Below are 16,197 nucleotides of genomic sequence, written 5' to 3' on the forward strand. Positions count from 1 at the left end.
ACCAGTGCCCGGCCGGGGCGGAAATCTCCGGTACCGGTCACCGGCTGTCCGTGAAGGGCTCCTTGAGGGAATCTGAGTCCCGCAAGGAGCCCTTCACGGACGGCTGGGCGCCGGGCGGGCGGAAATTGTCGGTGCTGGTCCGCACAATGTGACGGTGCAGGTGATCACCGGCCGGGAGGAGGACTCCGGCTACACGATCGAGGGCCCGGCGGGGACCCTCCGCGGGCTTTCGCGCGCCGACTGGGCCGACGAGGTGCGCCGGCTGGAGGCGGCCGAGAGCCCGCGCTGGGTGCTGCCCTCGGTCGAGGAGACCTATCCCGCGCTGATCGAGGCCGGGGTGCGGCTGGGCCGGTGTCACGACCTCTCGCTCGCCGAAGGGCTCCTGCTCGCCTACGAGGGCCGGGAGGGCGAATCGCGCAGTTTGCGGGCCGCGTGGGCCCGGGCGAACGGAGAGGAACCGCCCGACGACGGCCCGGCCTTCGGCGAGGACGCGCAGCCCACACTGTTCTCCCCGCGCGGCCCCGGCCTGCCGCCGGGAGTCACCGTGGTCGCCGCGGCCCGGCGGGTATTGGCCGAACAGGAAAAACGCGTCGCCGCCACCGAGGCCCCCGCGCGGATGCGCCTGCTGCTCGCCGCCGAATCGGCGAGCGCGCTGGCCGCCGCCGAGATCTCCGCCGCCGGGCTGCCCTGGCGCGCCGACCGGCACCTGCGGTTGCTGGAAGAACGCCTCGGACCGCGCGTACCCGCTGGTCAGCGCCCGAAAGCCCTCGTCGACCTCGCCGCGAAGATCTCGGCGGCGCTGGGCGGACGTCCGGTCAATCCCGACTCGTCGGCCAGCGTCGTCCGCGCGCTGGCCAGGGAGGGGATCGAGGTCCCGGCGGCGCGGAAGTACCTGCTGCAGGACATCGACCATCCCGCGGTCGCGCCCCTGCTGGAGTACAAGGAACTGTCGCGGCTGCATTCGGCCAACGGCTGGGCGTGGCTGGACGAATGGGTCACCGACGGACGCTTCCGCCCGCATTACGTCGTCGGCGGCGTGGTGTCCGGCCGCTGGGCCACCCGAGGCGGCGGGGCGCTGCAGATCCCGCGCGCGCTGCGCTCGTGCGCGTCCGCGGATCCCGGCTGGAAACTCGTCGTCGCCGACGGTGCCCAGTTGGAGCCGCGCGTCCTCACCGCCCTGTCCGGCGACCGCCGCCTGGCCGAAGTCGCCGCGGCCACCGATCTGTATGCCCGACTTGCGGAAGCCCTGTTCTCCGGCACCCGCTACGTCCCGCTCCGCCCCGGGGACACGCGAGACGACCGTTCGCGCGCGAAGATCGCTATGCTGTCCGCGATGTACGGCGGCACCTCCGGTGAGGCGGGGCCGTTGCTTGCATTGCTGCGTCAGCGTTTTCCCGATGCAGTGTCCTATGTGGAGCGTGCGGCCGCGGCGGGCGAACGCGGCGAACGGGTCCGGTCCCGGCTGGGCCGTACGTCCCCGGCTCCGTCCGCGGCCTGGCGCGCCTTGACCGGCGGGCTCACCGAGGACGAGGCAACGGAAACCCGCGCGCGCCGGGCTTCGCGCAGCTGGGGACGATTCACGCGGAACTTCGTGGTGCAAGCCAGCGCGGCCGACCTGACGGCGGTCCTGCTGGCGACTTTGCGCGGTCGGCTGCCGGACCCGGCGCATCTGGTGTTCTTCCTGCACGACGAGGTGATCGTGCACGCGCCTGCCGAACTGGCGGACGAGGTCGCGGAAATCGTGGAGACGTCAATCCAGGAAGCAGCCCGGTTGGTCTTCGGCGAAGCTTGTCCGGTGCGGTTTCCGATGCACGCTAAACCGGTGGACACGTATGCGGAGGCCAAGTGAGGCGCTGACCCTTTTCGGACGGAGCGAGGAGACTTCGCGCGGCGGACCGGGCCAGGCGATTTCGGGCCGATTTCGGACCTTCGCATGGTGCTTGCGCGACCCGGCGAGCGCGCCGCGCAGGGGCTACGGAATGTGTCCCTGGCGTGCGACCGCCCGCAACCGAGCCGTGTCGGCCTCGGTGGCTCGGTGGCTCGGTGGCTCGGTGGCTCGGTCGAGCCAGCGCGCCGTCCGACGTCCGCGCAAGCCCGCAGGCGTCACGGAACGACATCCAGGCAACAGCCGCCCCCAACCAACCGCGCCAGCCTCGGCGGCCCGGTCGAGCCAACGCACCGCCCGACGCCCACGCAAGCACACAGGCACCACGGAACGACATCCAGGCAAACAGCCGCCCCCACCAAACCGCGCCGACCTCGGCGGCTCGCTCAGCAGCCGCTGCACCGCCTCTGGCAGCCGATGAGCGGCGACCTCGAGCGCGGTGCGCCGTCGAGCCAGCGCGCTGTCCGCGTCCAGCGCGCGAACTCCGCGCAATGACGTTCAGGCGAGCTGCCGCATCGCCTGGCGCAGCGGCACCCGAGTCAGGCCCGCACCGGAACGCTCCTGGCTCAAGCGAGCGCGTCGTCCAGCGCCTTGGTGATCCGCTTCAACGACACCGGATGCGCCGTCCCCAAGGTCTGCGCGAAGAAGCTCACCCGGAGCTCCTCGATCATCCACCGCACCTCTGCCAGCGCGGGCGACGACGTCCCCGGCGGCAACGCGGCCCTCGCGTCCTCGTACTCCTTCGTGATCCACGCGACGTCCGCCATCCGCTGCAGGTCTCGCGTCTGCTCCAGCGGCAGCTTCTCCAACCGCCGCTCGATGCCGCGCAGGTAGCGGACCACGTTCGGCAACCGGTCGGCTCCCGTCTCGGTCACGAAGCCCGCGTGGACCAGACCGTCCAGCTGGCGGCGGATGTCCGCCAGCGATTCGGCCGGGCCGCGGGTGTCCGACAGGCGCGTTTCGACGTCGATGGCCGCGCGCAGGATCCGCTCGACCTCGGTCAGCACCTCCAGCACCTTCGGGTTCAACCCCGCCCGCACCTTCTCCAGCAGCGCGGCGAAACCCGCCTCGTCCCAGGCCGGGCCGCCCGCGGCGGCCATCAGCGCGTCGACCGCGCAGTCGACGCAATCCTCCAGCAGGCCCGCGACGCTCCCGTGCGGGTTGCGGTTCAGCACGAGCTTCGAGGAGTTCGACAGCGACCGCGTAATGAACTTCATCGGCGAGTTCAGGTTCAGCCGCAGCATCCGCCGCGTACCGGACCACATCGCGTGTTGCTGTTCGGCGGGCGTATCAAGCAGCCGCACGGCCACCGAAGCGCCCTCGTCCACCAGCGCCGGGTACGCCTTCACGTCGTGGCCGCGCCGGGTCGAGGCGAACACCTTCGGCAGTTCGCCGAACGACGGCTGCACCAGGCCAGCCTTCTCGATGCTGTTGGCCGCCTTGGAAATCGTCTCCCGGACGCGCGGCGCGAGCCGGCGTTTCAGCTCGTCCAGGTCCTTGCCCTCGGCCACCCGCTTGCCGCGCTCGTCGACCACGCGGAAGGTCATCCGGAGGTGGTCCGGCACCGCCGAAAGGTCCCATGCCGAATGCGGGATGTCGATGCCGCGCATCGCGTGCAGCTCGTCGCCGAGGATGTCGAGCAGCGGACCGTCCGAAGGGGACATTCGCGTCAACGCGTCGGCGGCCGTGTCCGGAGCCGGGACGAAGTTGCGCCGCAACGCTTTCGGCAGCGATTTGATCAGCTGCGTCGCGAGTTCGCCGCGCAGGCCGGGCACCTGCCAGTCGAAACCGTCCGGCGTCACCTGGTTCAGCACCGGCAGCGGGATGTGCACGGTCACGCCGTCGGCGTCCGCGCCGGGCTCGAACTGGTAGGTCAGCTTGAAGACGTGCGTGCCCTGCGTCCACGAGTCCGGGTAGTCCGATTCCCGGACCGCGCCCGCGACCTCGTTGATCAGCATGGACTTTTCGAACGACAGCAGGTCCGGCTCGGTCCGCCGCGCCTTCTTCCACCAGCTGTCGAAGTGCCGCACGGACACGACGTCCTCGGGCACGCGCGCGTCGTAGAACTCGTACAGCGTCTGGTCGTCCACCAGGATGTCGCGCCGCCGGGCCCGGTTCTCCAGGTCCTCGACCTCGTCCAGCAGCGCACGGTTCTCGGCGAAGAACCGGTGGTTCGTCTGCCAGTCGCCCTCGACCAGCGCGTGCCGGATGAACATCGCGCGCGAGATCTCCGGGTCGATCCGGCCGTAGTTCACCCGCCGGTCCGCGACCAGCGGCACGCCGTACAGCGTCACCTTCTCGGTCGCCATCACCGCGCCCTGTTTGCGCTCCCAGTGCGGCTCCGCGTACGAACGCTTCACGACGTGCTGCGCGAGCGGTTCGACCCAGTCCGGCTCGATCCGCGCGTTGACCCGGCCCCACAGCCGCGACGTCTCCACCAGTTCGGCCGACATCACCCAGCGCGGCTGCTTCTTGAACAGCGCCGAACCGGGGAACACCGAGAACCGGGCCCCGCGCGCGCCGAGGTAGTCGCCCTTCGCCGGGTCCTTGAGCCCGATGTGCGACAGCAGCCCGGAAATCAGCGCGGTGTGCACGCGCTGCGGATCGGCGGGCGTGGTGCTGAGCGTGATGCCGAGCGGTTTGGCGAGCTGGCGCAGCTGGCCGAAGATGTCCTGCCACTCGCGGATCCGCAGGTAGTTCAGGTACTCGGTGCGGCACATCCGGCGGAACTGGTTGCCGGTCAGCGTCTTCTGCTGTTCGCTGACGTACTCCCACAGCTTGAGGTAGGAGAGGAAGTCCGACGTCGGATCGGCGAACCGGGCGTGCTGCGCGTCGGCGGCCTGCTGCTTCTCCGCCGGCCGCTCGCGCGGGTCCTGAATGGACAGTGCGGCGGCGATGATCATCACCTCGCGCACGCAGCCGTTCTGCGCGGCTTCGAGCACCATCCGGCCCATCCGCGGGTCCACCGGCAGCAGCGCGAGCTTGCGGCCGACCTCGGTGAGCTTCGAGGAATCGCCGGTCTCGAACGCGCCGAGTTCCTGGAGCAGCTGCACGCCGTCGGTGACCTGGCGGCGGTCCGGCGGCTCGACGAACGGGAACGCGTTCATGTCGCCGAGGCCCAGTGACGTCATCTGCAGGATGACCGACGCCAGGTTCGTCCGCAGGATCTCCGGATCGGTGAACTCCGGCCGCGATTCGAAGTCTTCCTCGGAGTACAGCCGGATGCAGATGCCGTCCGAGGTGCGCCCGCAACGGCCCTTCCGCTGGTTCGCCGACGCCTGCGAAATCGCCTCGATCGGCAGCCGCTGCACCTTCGTGCGGTGGCTGTAGCGCGAGATGCGCGCGGTGCCCGGGTCGATCACGTACTTGATCCCGGGCACGGTCAGCGACGTCTCGGCGACGTTCGTGGCCAGCACGATCCGCCGTCCGGTGTGCCGCTGGAACACGCGGTGCTGATCAGCCGCGGACAGCCGCGCGTACAGCGGCAGCACCTCGGTGTTGCGCAGCTCCAGCCGATTCAGCACGTCCGCGGTGTCGCGGATTTCGCGTTCGCCGGAGAGGAACACGAGGATGTCGCCGGGGCCTTCCCCGGACAGCTCCTGGACCGCCTCGGCGATCGCCTGCGTCTGGTCGCGGTCCGGGTCGCCCTCGGGGTCGTCCGGGTCCACGAGCGGGCGGTAGCGCACCTCGACCGGGTAGGTCCGGCCGGAGACCTCGACGATCGGCGCGTTGTCGAAATGCCGCGAGAACCGTTCCGGGTCGATGGTGGCCGAGGTGATGATCACCTTCAGGTCGGGACGGCGCGGCAGCAGCTGCTTGAGGTAGCCGAGGATGAAGTCGATGTTGAGGCTGCGCTCGTGCGCCTCGTCGATGATCAGCGTGTCGTACTGGCGCAGCATCCGGTCGGTCTGGATCTCGGCCAGCAGGATGCCGTCGGTCATCAGCTTGACCAGGGTGTCCTGGCCGGACTGGTCGGTGAACCGGACCTTGTAGCCGACCGTGTCGCCCAGTTCGGTCTTCAGCTCGCTGGCGATCCGGTCGGCGACCGTGCGCGCGGCGAGCCGGCGCGGCTGGGTGTGCCCGATCTGCCCGCGCACGCCGCGGCCCAGCTCGAGGCAGATCTTCGGCAGCTGCGTGGTCTTGCCCGACCCGGTCTCCCCCGCGACGATCACCACCTGGTGGTCGCGGATCGCGTCGCCGATCTCGTCCTTGAGCCGGCTGACCGGCAGCTCGGCGGGGTACTCGATCTTCGGCACGCTTTCGCGGCGCTGCTGCACGCGCAGCAGCGCCGTTTCGACGTCGGCGGCGATGCGCTCGGCCGTCTGCTGCTTGTCGCGAGACCGGCGCGCGCCGTCGAGACGACGGCGGAGCCGGTGCTCGTCGCGCAGCATCAATTCGGGCAGCTGGGCGCGCAGCTCTGCGAGGGAAGATGGAGTGGACATACTTGGGCCAAGGATAGCCGTGCGTGACCGCCGTGGCTTCCGAATATGCCGCGAGCGACAGCCCGGCCTCCCCGGTTCACGAGACCGGGGCCGGATGCGGCCGGACGAGCTTGGCCGGAAGCAGCCAGGTCAGCCGGTCCGAACGGAGCACGGCGAGCGGTCCGATCACGGCCAGGAGCAGCACGTATCCGGCGACGAACGGGGCCACCCGCGAGTCGAGCCCGGCCGCGGTCGCCATCGTCGCCAGGACCAGCGAGAACTCGCCCCGGGTGAGCACGGTCAGGCCGATGTTGACGCCTTCCTGCCGGTCGAAGCCGTGCAGCCGGGCGGCGAACGCTCCGGCGGCGAGGTTCAGCACCAGCGTCAGCACGACCGCGGCGAGCACCGGCAGGACGACGGTGCCGACCGCGCCCGGGTCGATCGACAGCCCGAAGATGAAGAAGAACAACGCGCCGAACGCGTCCCGCAGCGGCAGCACCAGTTTGTGCACCCGCGGCGCGACCTGGGAATTGCCGAGCATCATGCCGACCATGAACGCGCCGATCGCGTCAGACACGCCCACCTCTTCTGCCACCGCGGCGCCGAGCACGGCCACGCCGACGAAGCAGACGGTGAGCAGTTCGTCGTCCGCCGAGCCGAAGAGCCGGGACACGACCCGCCCGCCCCAGCGCGCCAGCGCGGCGAGCACGAGCAGGAAGCCGAACGCCTTGCCGAAGTCGGCGAGTGCCGCGCCGAAGCCGTCCGCGCCGCTGAGCACCGGCTGCAGCAGCGCCAGGTACAGCGCGAGGAACAGGTCTTCCAGCACGACGATGCCCATGATCAGGCGGGATTCCCGGTTGTTCATCCGCCGGGTTTCGAGGAGCAGTTTGGTGACGATGGCCGAGGACGAGATGCCGATCGCGCCGGCAATCACCAGCGCCTCGCGGGTGCCCCAGCCGAGCGCGAAGCCGAACGCGAGCCCGCCGCCGATGTTCAGCACGAGGTACGCGAGCCCCGCGCCGGCGAGTCTGGCGCCGCCGCGGGCGAGGTCGTCGAGCGAGAACTCCAGTCCTAGGTAGAAGAGCAGGAACACGAGACCGAGCCCGGCCAGTACGCCGAACTCGGCCGGATCGTCCACAAGGGACAGTCCAGGGGTGTGCGGGCCGAAGACGAAACCGGCCAGCATGAACAGGGGAATCGTGGGCAGCCCGATCCGGGCGCCGACGCGGGCGAGGGCGCCGGCGGCGAGAAACGCGCCGCCGACGGCCAGCAAAGCATGACCGTTGCTCATGAAATCCTCTTGAGAGCCGGGTACAGGGGGGGAACCGAGTACTCAGCAATCCGGAGGAGCCCGCGCCGCGGCGGGCGCGGGCGCGCGGTCGAGTTCGACCGGAGGCGCGACGGAAAACGGGACGGTGCACCGATCCGGCCGGGCGAGGCGGATCTCGCCCGGGGCGTCGGCGAACGGCAGCGGGTGCGCGGCGACGAGGTGCGGGCCCTGTTCCTGGACCAGGGCGGATTCCGGTTCGTGCGGACGCGGGCCCGCCGGTCCCGGACCGGGGACCGCGACGCCGAGCAGGAGCAGCGCGGTGAGCAGCAGGACGAGGATGGACCGGTGCCGCGGCGCGGGAGCGGCGGCAGCAGTCGTCATCTCGGGACGAGTTTACCATGCCTTTAATGTCCGCCGGACACTCCAAGAGGTGTCCACAGTAGACATACCGACGCCAGTTCGCACGATTCCGGCCTCGTTCAGCCGATCTGCATTGTCCACAGTGGACCAGAGCGGTTCACGTCCGGGAAACCTCGGCGCATCCCTTGCCCCGCCGCTTCACGCTCGGTTATCGTGGCGTTACGCCGCAGCAGTACCCGGAACCGGTCATTCGCCGGTCCGGCCGCCTTGCCCACGTACCGCGGAAAGGGATTCCCCTCATGCGCAAGACGATGCGGCCCGCGCTGGTCGCCGGTCTCACGGCTGCCTCGGCCCTCGCTCTCGTCCTCGGCACCCCCGCCCTCTCGGCCGCCGCCGTGCCCGCCCCGCTCGCCGCGTCGGCGTCCGTGCTCGGCTCGGGCGGCGACCTCGCGTCCCCGGAGAAGAAGGAGATCGCGATGCAGCTGGTGTCGAGCGCGGAAAACTCGTCGCTCGACTGGAAGAAGCAGTACGCCTACATCGAGGACATCGGCGACGGCCGCGGCTACACCGCGGGAATCATCGGGTTCTGCTCCGGCACCGGCGACCTGCTCGAACTCGTGCGGGCCTACACCAAAGCCGTGCCGGACAACCCGCTGGCGAAGTTCCTGCCCGCGCTGGAAAAGGTCAACGGTTCCGACTCGCACGAGGGACTCGGCTCGGCCTTCGAAAGCGCGTGGAAGCAGGCCGCCGGCACCGAGGAATTCCAGGCCGCGCAGAACAGCGAGCGCGACCGCGGGTACTTCGATCCGGCGGTGAACCAAGGCAAATCCGACGGTCTCGGCGCGCTCGGCCAGTTCATCTACTACGACGCCATCGTAATGCACAGCCCCGGCACGAGCACCGACAGCTTCGGCGGCATCCGCGACGCCGCGCTGTCGCAGGCGAAGCCGCCCGCCCAGGGCGGCGACGAAACCGCTTACCTCAAGGCGTTTCTCGACGCCCGCAAGGTGGTCATGAAGAAGGAAGAAGCGCATGCGGACACGTCCCGCGTCGACACCGAGCAGTTGGTGTTCCTCAACGACGGCAACCTCGATCTGCACCCGCCGCTGAAGTGGAAGGTCTACGGGGAGCCGTACGAGATCAACTGAGCCCGCAGCAGGTTCTCGCGGTCACCGCGCACAGCGCGTCCGCGTGGAACCACGACGGCGAACGCTGGGTACGGACGCTCGGTCCGTACCCAGCGGAGGTCGGCGCGCAAGGAATCGGCGTTGCGCGCGAAGGACTTTCCCGTACCCCGGCCGGAACCTGGCCGCTCACCGAGGCGTTCGGCATCGCACCGAACCCCGGCACCCGGCTCCCCTACCGCCGAGTGACCACTTCGGACTGGTGGGTGTCCGATGTGCACTCCCCGCGGTACAACACCCATTACCGAGGCGCCTCCGGCCCGTTCGACCAGGCAGCGGGCGAGAACCTCGGCGCGGCGGGCCCGGCGTACGCGCACGCGGTGGTGATCGACTACAACCGCTCGCCGGTCGTGCCCGGGGCCGGTTCGGCGTTCTTCCTGCACGTGGCCACCGGCGGGCCGACCGCGGGCTGCGTCGCCCTGGCGCTCGACGACCTCGTCGCCGTCCTGCGCTGGCTCGATCCCGCGCGGAATCCGGTCATCGCGATAGTTGATCGGCCGTCCGCGTGTTGATGACCCGGTCCGGGCCGATGCCCGCCTTTTCCGCCCGCTCGCAGCCGTAGGCCTGCCAGTCGAGCTGACCGGGCGCGTGCGCGTCGCTGTCGATCGCGAACTCGCAGCCCAGCTCGACCGCCTGGCGCAGCAACCGCATCGGCGGGTCGAGCCGGTCCGGTCGCGAGTTGATCTCCACCGCCACGCCGTTCTCGCGGCACGCGGTGAACACCTTCTCCGAGTTGAACTGCGACTCCGGCCTGCTCCGTCCGCCGACCAGCCGTCCGGTGCAGTGCCCCAGCACGCGGACGTGCGGATTCTCGACGGCGGCCAGCATCCGCGGCGTCATCTCCCGCGCCGGCATCCGCAGCTTCGAATGCACGCTGGCCACCACGAAATCGAGCCGGTCCAGCAGCTGCTCGGTCTGGTCGAGCGCGCCGTCGTCAAGGATGTCGACCTCGATGCCGTGCAGCAGCCGGAACGGGGCCAGTTGCTCGTTCACCCGCGCGACCTCGTCCATCTGCGCCCGCAGCCGCTCCGGAGACAGCCCGCGCGCGACGGTCAGCCGCGGCGAATGGTCGGTGAGCACGATCCACTCGTGCCCCAGGTCGCGTGCCGTCTCGGCCATCTCGAGGATCGGGCTGCCACCGTCGGACCAGTCGGAGTGCGTGTGACAGTCGCCGCGAAGCGCCGTACGCAGTTCGCCGCCGTCCGGCAGCGTGCTTTCGGGCAGCTTCGCCGCGTACGCGGGCGTACGGTCGTGCCACGCGTCCTCGATGACCCCGGCGGTGGCTTTGCCGATCCCCTTTAACGCCTGAAGCGACTTCGCACCGACGCGCGCCGCGAGTTCGTCCTCGGACAGCCGCTCGACCACGGCAGCGGCCTGGCGGAAGGCGCGCACCCGGTAAGTCGGTTCACCGGCGCGTTCGAGCTGGAAGGCGATGTCGCGCAGGGCGCGGGCCGGGTCCATGACTCCTGTTCTACCCGCTCAACCGCGCCCAGGCAGCTCGTGGAGCTCGACGCCGTCCAGACGGCCGTCGCGGATCTCGGCGGTCTGGTAGGTGCAGAACGGCTGCCGCCGCCGGTCGGTGGGCGAACCGGGGTTGAGCAGCCGCAGGCCGCCGGGCGTCACCGTGTCCCACGGGATGTGGCTGTGCCCGAAGATCAGCACGTCGACGTCCGGATACAGCGCGTCGCAGCGGGCCGCGCGCCCCTTCGCGTCGCCCGTTTCGTGGACGACCGCCAACCGCACGCCCTCCAGCGTCTCGCGGGCGACCTCGGGCAGGCGTTTCCGCAGTTCGGGACCGTCGTTGTTGCCGTAAACGCCGATCAGCCGGGCGCTGCGGGTTTCGAGCGCGTCGAGAGTGGCCACGTCGACCCAGTCGCCCGCGTGCACCACGACGTCGGCGCGGGAGACCTCGTCCCAGACCTGCGCGGGCAGTTCCTTCGCCCGCTTCGGCAGGTGGGTGTCCGCGAGGAGCAGCAACCGCACGCCGTCACTCCTCCCCGATCGCCTCGAGCACGTGGTCGAGGAACGCCGCGATGTGCGCGCGCAGCAGCTCGGCCGCGCCGTCCTCGTCGCCCTTCCGCGCGGCGGCGAGCACAGCCTTGTGCTCGCTCCATTCCTTGCGCCAGCTGGGATTCGCGTCCCAGCCGACCACGGTGATCAGCGCCGCCCGGTCGCGCAGATCGTCCAGCATCGACACCATCAGCGGGTTGCCGCAGCCCGCGTACAGCGCGCGGTGGAACCGCCGGTTCAGCAGGCTCAGCGTGGTCTGGTCGGCGTCCGCGGCCGACGCTTCCTTGAGGATCTGCGCGGCCTCGTCGAACGCCGTGCGGTCCGAAGACCGGACGGCACGGCGCAGCGCTTCGGGCTCCAGCACCATCCGCACGTCGTAGACCGACCGGGCCAGCGCCGCGTCGACCACGCACACCGACGCGCCCTTGTACGGGCTGAACGTGACCAGCCCGGTGTTGGACAGCACCTTGAGCGCCTCGCGCACCGGCGTCTTGGACACCCCGAGCCGCGCGGCCAGCTCCGCCTCCACCAGCTGCTGACCGGGCACCAGCTCGCGGGCGAGAATGCCGCGCCGGATCTCCTCCAGCACCACCTCGGTGCGGGAGGCGGGGAGGCTGAACGTGGACGGCATGCCGACCCTCCTGGCTTTCGCGCTCGTCCCCGCACATTCAACCAGGCGGGCGTCTCCGAGCGTCGACACGTACGATCATATATCAGATGCCATCCGCCGTCGAAGGGACCAGAGCGCGATGAAGGCACCCGAACAGCTGCGCAGCCACCGCTGGTTCGGCGGCGACGACCTGCGGAACTTCAGCCACCGCACCCGCGCCCGGCAGCTCGGCTACGAGCCGGAGGAGCACCTCGGCAAGCCGGTGATCGGCATCCTCAACACCTGGAGCGACATCAACCCGTGCCACCAGCACCTGCGCGAACGCGCGGAGCAGGTCAAGCGCGGCGTGTGGCAGGCGGGCGGGTTCCCGCTCGAGTTCCCGGTGGCGACGCTGTCGGAGACCTATCAGAAGCCGACTCCGATGCTGTACCGGAATCTGCTGGCGATGGAGACCGAGGAACTGCTGCGGTCGTATCCGGTCGACGGCGCGGTGCTGATGGGCGGCTGCGACAAGACGACCCCGGCGCTGCTGATGGGTGCGGCAAGCGCCGGGCTGCCGTCGATTTTCGTGCCCGCCGGCCCGATGCTGCGCGGAAACTGGCGCGGCGAGGTGCTCGGCAGCGGCACCGACATGTGGAAGTACTGGGACGAACGGCGCGCGGGCACGATCGGCGACCGGGAGCTGGCCGAGCTGGAACGCGGCCTCGCCCGCTCCCCCGGCCACTGCATGACGATGGGGACCGCGTCGACCATGACGTCCGCTGCCGAAGTGCTGGGGCTGACGCTGCCCGGCGCGGCCTCGATCCCGGCGGTCGATTCCGCGCACCACCGGATGGCCGCGGCGAGCGGCGCGCGCATCGTCGGCATGGTCTGGGAAGACCTGACGATCGCGAAGATCCTCGACGAACGCGCGTACGCCGACGCGATCACGACCGTGCTCGCGCTCGGCGGGTCAACCAACGCGGTGATCCACCTGATCGCGATGGCCGGACGCAGCGGGATTTCCCTGTCCCTGCGGGATTTCGACGCGATCGCGCGCCAGGTGCCGGTGCTGGCGAACATCCGGCCGGGCGGCGATTGGCTGATGGAGGACTTCTATTACGCGGGCGGTCTGCCCGGGCTGTTGTCCCGCTTGACCGACCTGCTGCACCTCGACCGCGTCACCGCCACCGGACGGCCGCTCGCCGACTCGCTCGCCGACGTGCGCGTGCACAACGACGACGTGATCCGTGCGCGCGACAACCCGGTCGCCAGCGAAGGCGGCGTGGCCGTGCTGCGCGGCAACCTCGCTCCCGGCGGCGCGGTGATCAAGCACATCGCCGCCGACCCAGCCCTGCTGACGCACACCGGTCCGGCGGTGGTGTTCGACAACTACGCCGACCTGAAGAAGCGCATTGACGACCCGGCGCTGGGCATCACCGCCGATTCCGTATTGGTACTGCGCGGATCCGGCCCGCTCGGCGGCCCCGGGATGCCCGAGTACGGCATGCTCCCGATCCCGGCGTACCTGCTGGAACAAGGCGTACGGGACATGGTCCGGATCTCCGACGCGCGGATGAGCGGCACCAGCTACGGCGCGTGCGTGCTGCACGTGGCACCGGAATCGCACGTCGGCGGCCCGCTCGCGCTCGTCCGCGACGGCGACCTGATCACCTTGGACGTGCCCGCGCGAACGTTGCAGCTGCAGGTGGACGATGCCGAACTGGAGCGTCGTCTCGCTTCGTGGGCCGCCCCCGCGCCGCGGTTCGAGCGGGGTTACGGTGCCCTGTACGCGGAGCACATCACGCAGGCCGACGAGGGCTGCGATTTCGACTTCCTCGCCCGCGCCGGCGCCAATCCGGAACCGGACGCCGGGTGACCGTCGTGAGTGCTGGCGCCGGTTCTAACCGGCATCGCCACTCACGACAGAGGGTGACCGGTTTGTTCCGCTGGGGGCAGTAGTCCGGCATGTCCGGCTCGGCCCGTACGCTGTGCCCCTGACCGCAGCGAATCGAAGGGGTCGTGAGGTGCAGTACGAACCGCGCTGGCCGGAAACCGACAGCGACCAGACCGACATCCTGCCGGTCGTGCCGCCGGAGGAGCCTCCGTCCCCGCCGCGCCGGCGCGGCCTGCGCAAGGCGGGCTGGATCAGCGGCGGCGTGCTCGGCGTGCTGGTCGTCGCGTACCTCATCGACCTGCTGACGAGCCAGGGCCGGGTGCCGCGCGGCGTCGTCGTGGCCGGCGTGGACGTCGGCGGGCTGGAGCGGCCGGTCGCCGAACGCGAGCTGCGCGGGAAGATCGAGCCCCGGCTCACGCAGCCGCTCACGGTCACCGCGGGCGACGCACGCACCAAGCTGTCGCCGACCGAGGCCGGGCTGGGACTCGACTGGAGCGGCACCCTCGACCAGGCGGGCGACCAGCCGATCAACCCCTTCACCCGGCTCGCGTCGTTCTTCGGCACGCGGGAACTGGGCGTCGTGTCGCACGTCGAGGACGCGAAGCTCGACCCGGCGCTCGAGAACCTGCGCGGCCGCGTCGACCGGGAGCCGAAGGAAGGCGCGATCCGGTTCGACGGCACCACCCCGGTCGCGGTCCCGCCGCAGGCCGGGCAAAAACTGGACGTCGCGGCGGCGCGCGCGAAGGTGCTGAGCGGCTGGGCTTCGGGCCGCGAGCTGAAGCTTCCGGTCGCGCCGACGCCGGTGCGCACCACCGCGGAAGGCGTGCAGCGCGCGCTCGCCGAGTTCGCCAAGCCCGCGGTGTCCGCGCCGGTCGTCGTCAAGGGCGAAGGCGCGGACGCGACGCTGACGCCGGAGCAGATCGCCGGCGCGCTCACGTTCGTGCCCGGCGACGGCGGCGGCCTCGCCCCGCAGATCGACCCGAAGAAGGTCACCGACGCGCTCGCGCCGCAGCTGAAGTCCACCGAGCAGGAGGGCAAGGACGCGGCGATCGCGTTCTCCGGCGGGAAACCGGTCGTCGAACCGTCCGCGGACGGCAACACGGTCGACTGGGAGCAGAGCCTCAAACCGCTGCCGAACACGCTGAAGCAGACCGACAGCCGCGAGCTGAAGGCGATCTACAAGAAGACGCCCGCGAAGGTCACCACCGAGCAGGCGGACAAGCTAGGCGTCAAGGAAGTCATCGGCGAGTTCACCACCGGCGGGTTCGCGGCCGATTCCGGCACGAACATCCGCGTGGTCGCCGAAAAGGTGAACGGCGCGATCGTGAAGCCGGGAGAAACGTTCAGCCTCAACGGGTTCACCGGGCCGCGCGGCCGTCCGCAGGGGTACGTCGAGGCGGGCGTGATCGAGAACGGCGCGCCCGCCCGCGAGGTCGGCGGCGGCATTTCGCAGTTCGCCACCACGCTGTACAACGCGGCGTACTTCTCCGGGATGAAGGACGCCGGGCACAAGGAGCACAGCTACTACATCAGCCGGTATCCGGCCGCGCGCGAGGCGACGGTGTTCCAGAATCCCAATGGCGCCAGCGTGATCGACCTGAAATTCACGAACGACTCGGACACCGGCGTCGCCATCCAGACCATTTGGACGCCGTCGTCGATCACCGTGAAACTGTGGGGCACCAAGCGGTACACCGTCGAATCGGTTCCCGGCGAACGCACGAATCCGACGCCGCCGCCGACCAAACCGGGTCCGGCGGAGAACTGCCACGCGTCCAACGGCGCGCCCGGTTTCACCGCGACCGACACCCGGATCCTGCGCGACGCCTCGTCAGGCCGGGAAGTTTCGCGGCACACGCGGTCGGTCCGCTACAACCCGCAGCCGAAGATCACCTGCGGGGAGCAGTGAGTCGCTGCATCGTGGCGGCCACTGCCAGCTCGACGGCGAAGGAAAACTCCGCTTCGTGATCGCACCGCGCCAAATGCGGCGCGGATTCGACCACGGCGGGAAGTTCGGTCTGCTCCAATTCCGCGCGGCGGTGCGCGATTCCGGCTTCGTCGGTGACGCCGAACGCCGGTCCCGCGCCTGCCTCGCGAAGGAGCGAGCCGACGACGACGGCCAGGAGCGAGCGCAGCAGGTGGACCGCCTCTTCGGGCGACGCGCCTGCCTTGCGCAGCACCGAAAGCACTGCCTCGACCGGGGCGAGGGCGGCGATCGACGGCAACTGTCTGGTCAGGACCAGCGCGGCGGCCTGCGGGTGCGCGCGCGTGGCTTTCCGGAAGGACTGGGCGATCGCGCGGAGGTCTTCTTCGGGCCGTCCGGTCGGTTCCGGGAGGTCGATCCCGCCGAGGACGTGCCCGGCGACGGCGTCGAGCAAGGCTTCCTTGCCGTCGATGTGGTGATAGAGGCTCTTCGCGTCCACGCCGAGGCGCTGCGCGACGGTCCGCATGCTCACCGCTGCCGCGCCGTCGGCGTCGACTACTTCCAGCGCGGCCGTCAGGATCGCTTCCCGCGACAGCCTGGCGTCTCCCTTGCGCGGGCGTCCCCGGCGGGTCGTGGTGTTCACGGCTCCATCATGGC

At 70.4% G+C, this 16,197-nt stretch carries 12 protein-coding genes; 5 read left to right on the forward strand and 7 right to left on the reverse strand.

All coding sequences use genetic code 11. The features are described 5' to 3' along the window. The first annotated feature begins 154 nt into the window (after positions 1-154). Positions 155-1,849, forward strand: a complete 1,695-nt coding sequence (locus tag CU254_RS28175; RefSeq protein ID WP_037718089.1) for a bifunctional 3'-5' exonuclease/DNA polymerase — start codon at positions 155-157, stop codon at positions 1,847-1,849. Between the two features lie 602 nt (positions 1,850-2,451). Here CU254_RS28175 and hrpA read toward each other — a convergent pair. The 3 genes from hrpA to CU254_RS28190 form a co-directional block, all read right to left on the reverse strand. Continuing rightward, entirely contained in the window at positions 2,452-6,327 is a 3,876-nt protein-coding gene (gene hrpA, locus CU254_RS28180; RefSeq protein ID WP_009081503.1) for an ATP-dependent RNA helicase HrpA, read from the reverse strand. Between the two features lie 76 nt (positions 6,328-6,403). Continuing rightward, positions 6,404-7,597, reverse strand: a complete 1,194-nt coding sequence (locus tag CU254_RS28185; RefSeq protein ID WP_009081505.1) for a cation:proton antiporter — start codon at positions 7,595-7,597, stop codon at positions 6,404-6,406. Positions 7,598-7,639: 42 nt separating this feature from the next. After that, entirely contained in the window at positions 7,640-7,957 is a 318-nt protein-coding gene (locus tag CU254_RS28190) for a hypothetical protein (protein ID WP_009081506.1), read from the reverse strand. Between the two features lie 278 nt (positions 7,958-8,235). Between CU254_RS28190 and CU254_RS28195 the strand changes: the two genes are divergently transcribed. Further along, positions 8,236-9,084 carry a chitosanase gene (locus CU254_RS28195; protein ID WP_037715085.1) on the forward strand — a complete coding sequence of 283 codons (849 nt, stop codon included), beginning with the start codon at positions 8,236-8,238 and terminating at the stop codon, positions 9,082-9,084. Next, on the forward strand, positions 9,048-9,632 hold the full coding sequence (locus tag CU254_RS28200; protein WP_009081510.1) for a L,D-transpeptidase: 585 nt from the start codon (positions 9,048-9,050) through the stop codon (positions 9,630-9,632). The genes CU254_RS28195 and CU254_RS28200 overlap by 37 nt, the downstream gene beginning before the upstream one ends. Here the strand turns inward: CU254_RS28200 and CU254_RS28205 are convergent. From CU254_RS28205 to CU254_RS28215, 3 genes are read right to left on the reverse strand one after another with little or no spacing between them, the layout of a single operon-like run. Next, complete coding sequence (locus CU254_RS28205) at positions 9,598-10,581, reverse strand: PHP domain-containing protein (RefSeq protein ID WP_009081512.1); 984 nt, start codon at positions 10,579-10,581, stop codon at positions 9,598-9,600. The two genes, CU254_RS28200 and CU254_RS28205, sit on opposite strands and share 35 nt — an antisense overlap. A gap of 18 nt (positions 10,582-10,599) precedes the next feature. Then, complete coding sequence (locus tag CU254_RS28210) at positions 10,600-11,103, reverse strand: metallophosphoesterase (RefSeq protein WP_009081514.1); 504 nt, start codon at positions 11,101-11,103, stop codon at positions 10,600-10,602. A gap of 4 nt (positions 11,104-11,107) precedes the next feature. Then, positions 11,108-11,761, reverse strand: a complete 654-nt coding sequence (locus CU254_RS28215; protein ID WP_009081515.1) for a GntR family transcriptional regulator — start codon at positions 11,759-11,761, stop codon at positions 11,108-11,110. A 118-nt stretch (positions 11,762-11,879) separates the two neighbouring features. Here CU254_RS28215 and araD point away from each other — a divergent pair, with 118 nt between their 5' ends. Further along, entirely contained in the window at positions 11,880-13,598 is a 1,719-nt protein-coding gene (araD, locus tag CU254_RS28220) for an L-arabinonate dehydratase (RefSeq protein ID WP_009081517.1), read from the forward strand. 148 nt (positions 13,599-13,746) lie between these two features. After that, positions 13,747-15,525, forward strand: coding sequence for a VanW family protein (locus CU254_RS28225; protein ID WP_037715088.1), 1,779 nt, complete (start codon positions 13,747-13,749; stop codon positions 15,523-15,525). Here CU254_RS28225 and CU254_RS28230 read toward each other — a convergent pair. Further along, positions 15,506-16,183 (reverse strand): TetR/AcrR family transcriptional regulator C-terminal domain-containing protein, encoded by a 678-nt coding sequence (locus tag CU254_RS28230; RefSeq protein WP_009081521.1) that lies wholly within the window; start codon positions 16,181-16,183, stop codon positions 15,506-15,508. The two genes, CU254_RS28225 and CU254_RS28230, sit on opposite strands and share 20 nt — an antisense overlap. Positions 16,184-16,197: the final 14 nt, after the last annotated feature.

This window comes from Amycolatopsis sp. AA4 (assembly GCF_002796545.1).
In the GTDB taxonomy this organism is placed as follows: Bacteria; Actinomycetota; Actinomycetes; order Mycobacteriales; family Pseudonocardiaceae; genus Amycolatopsis.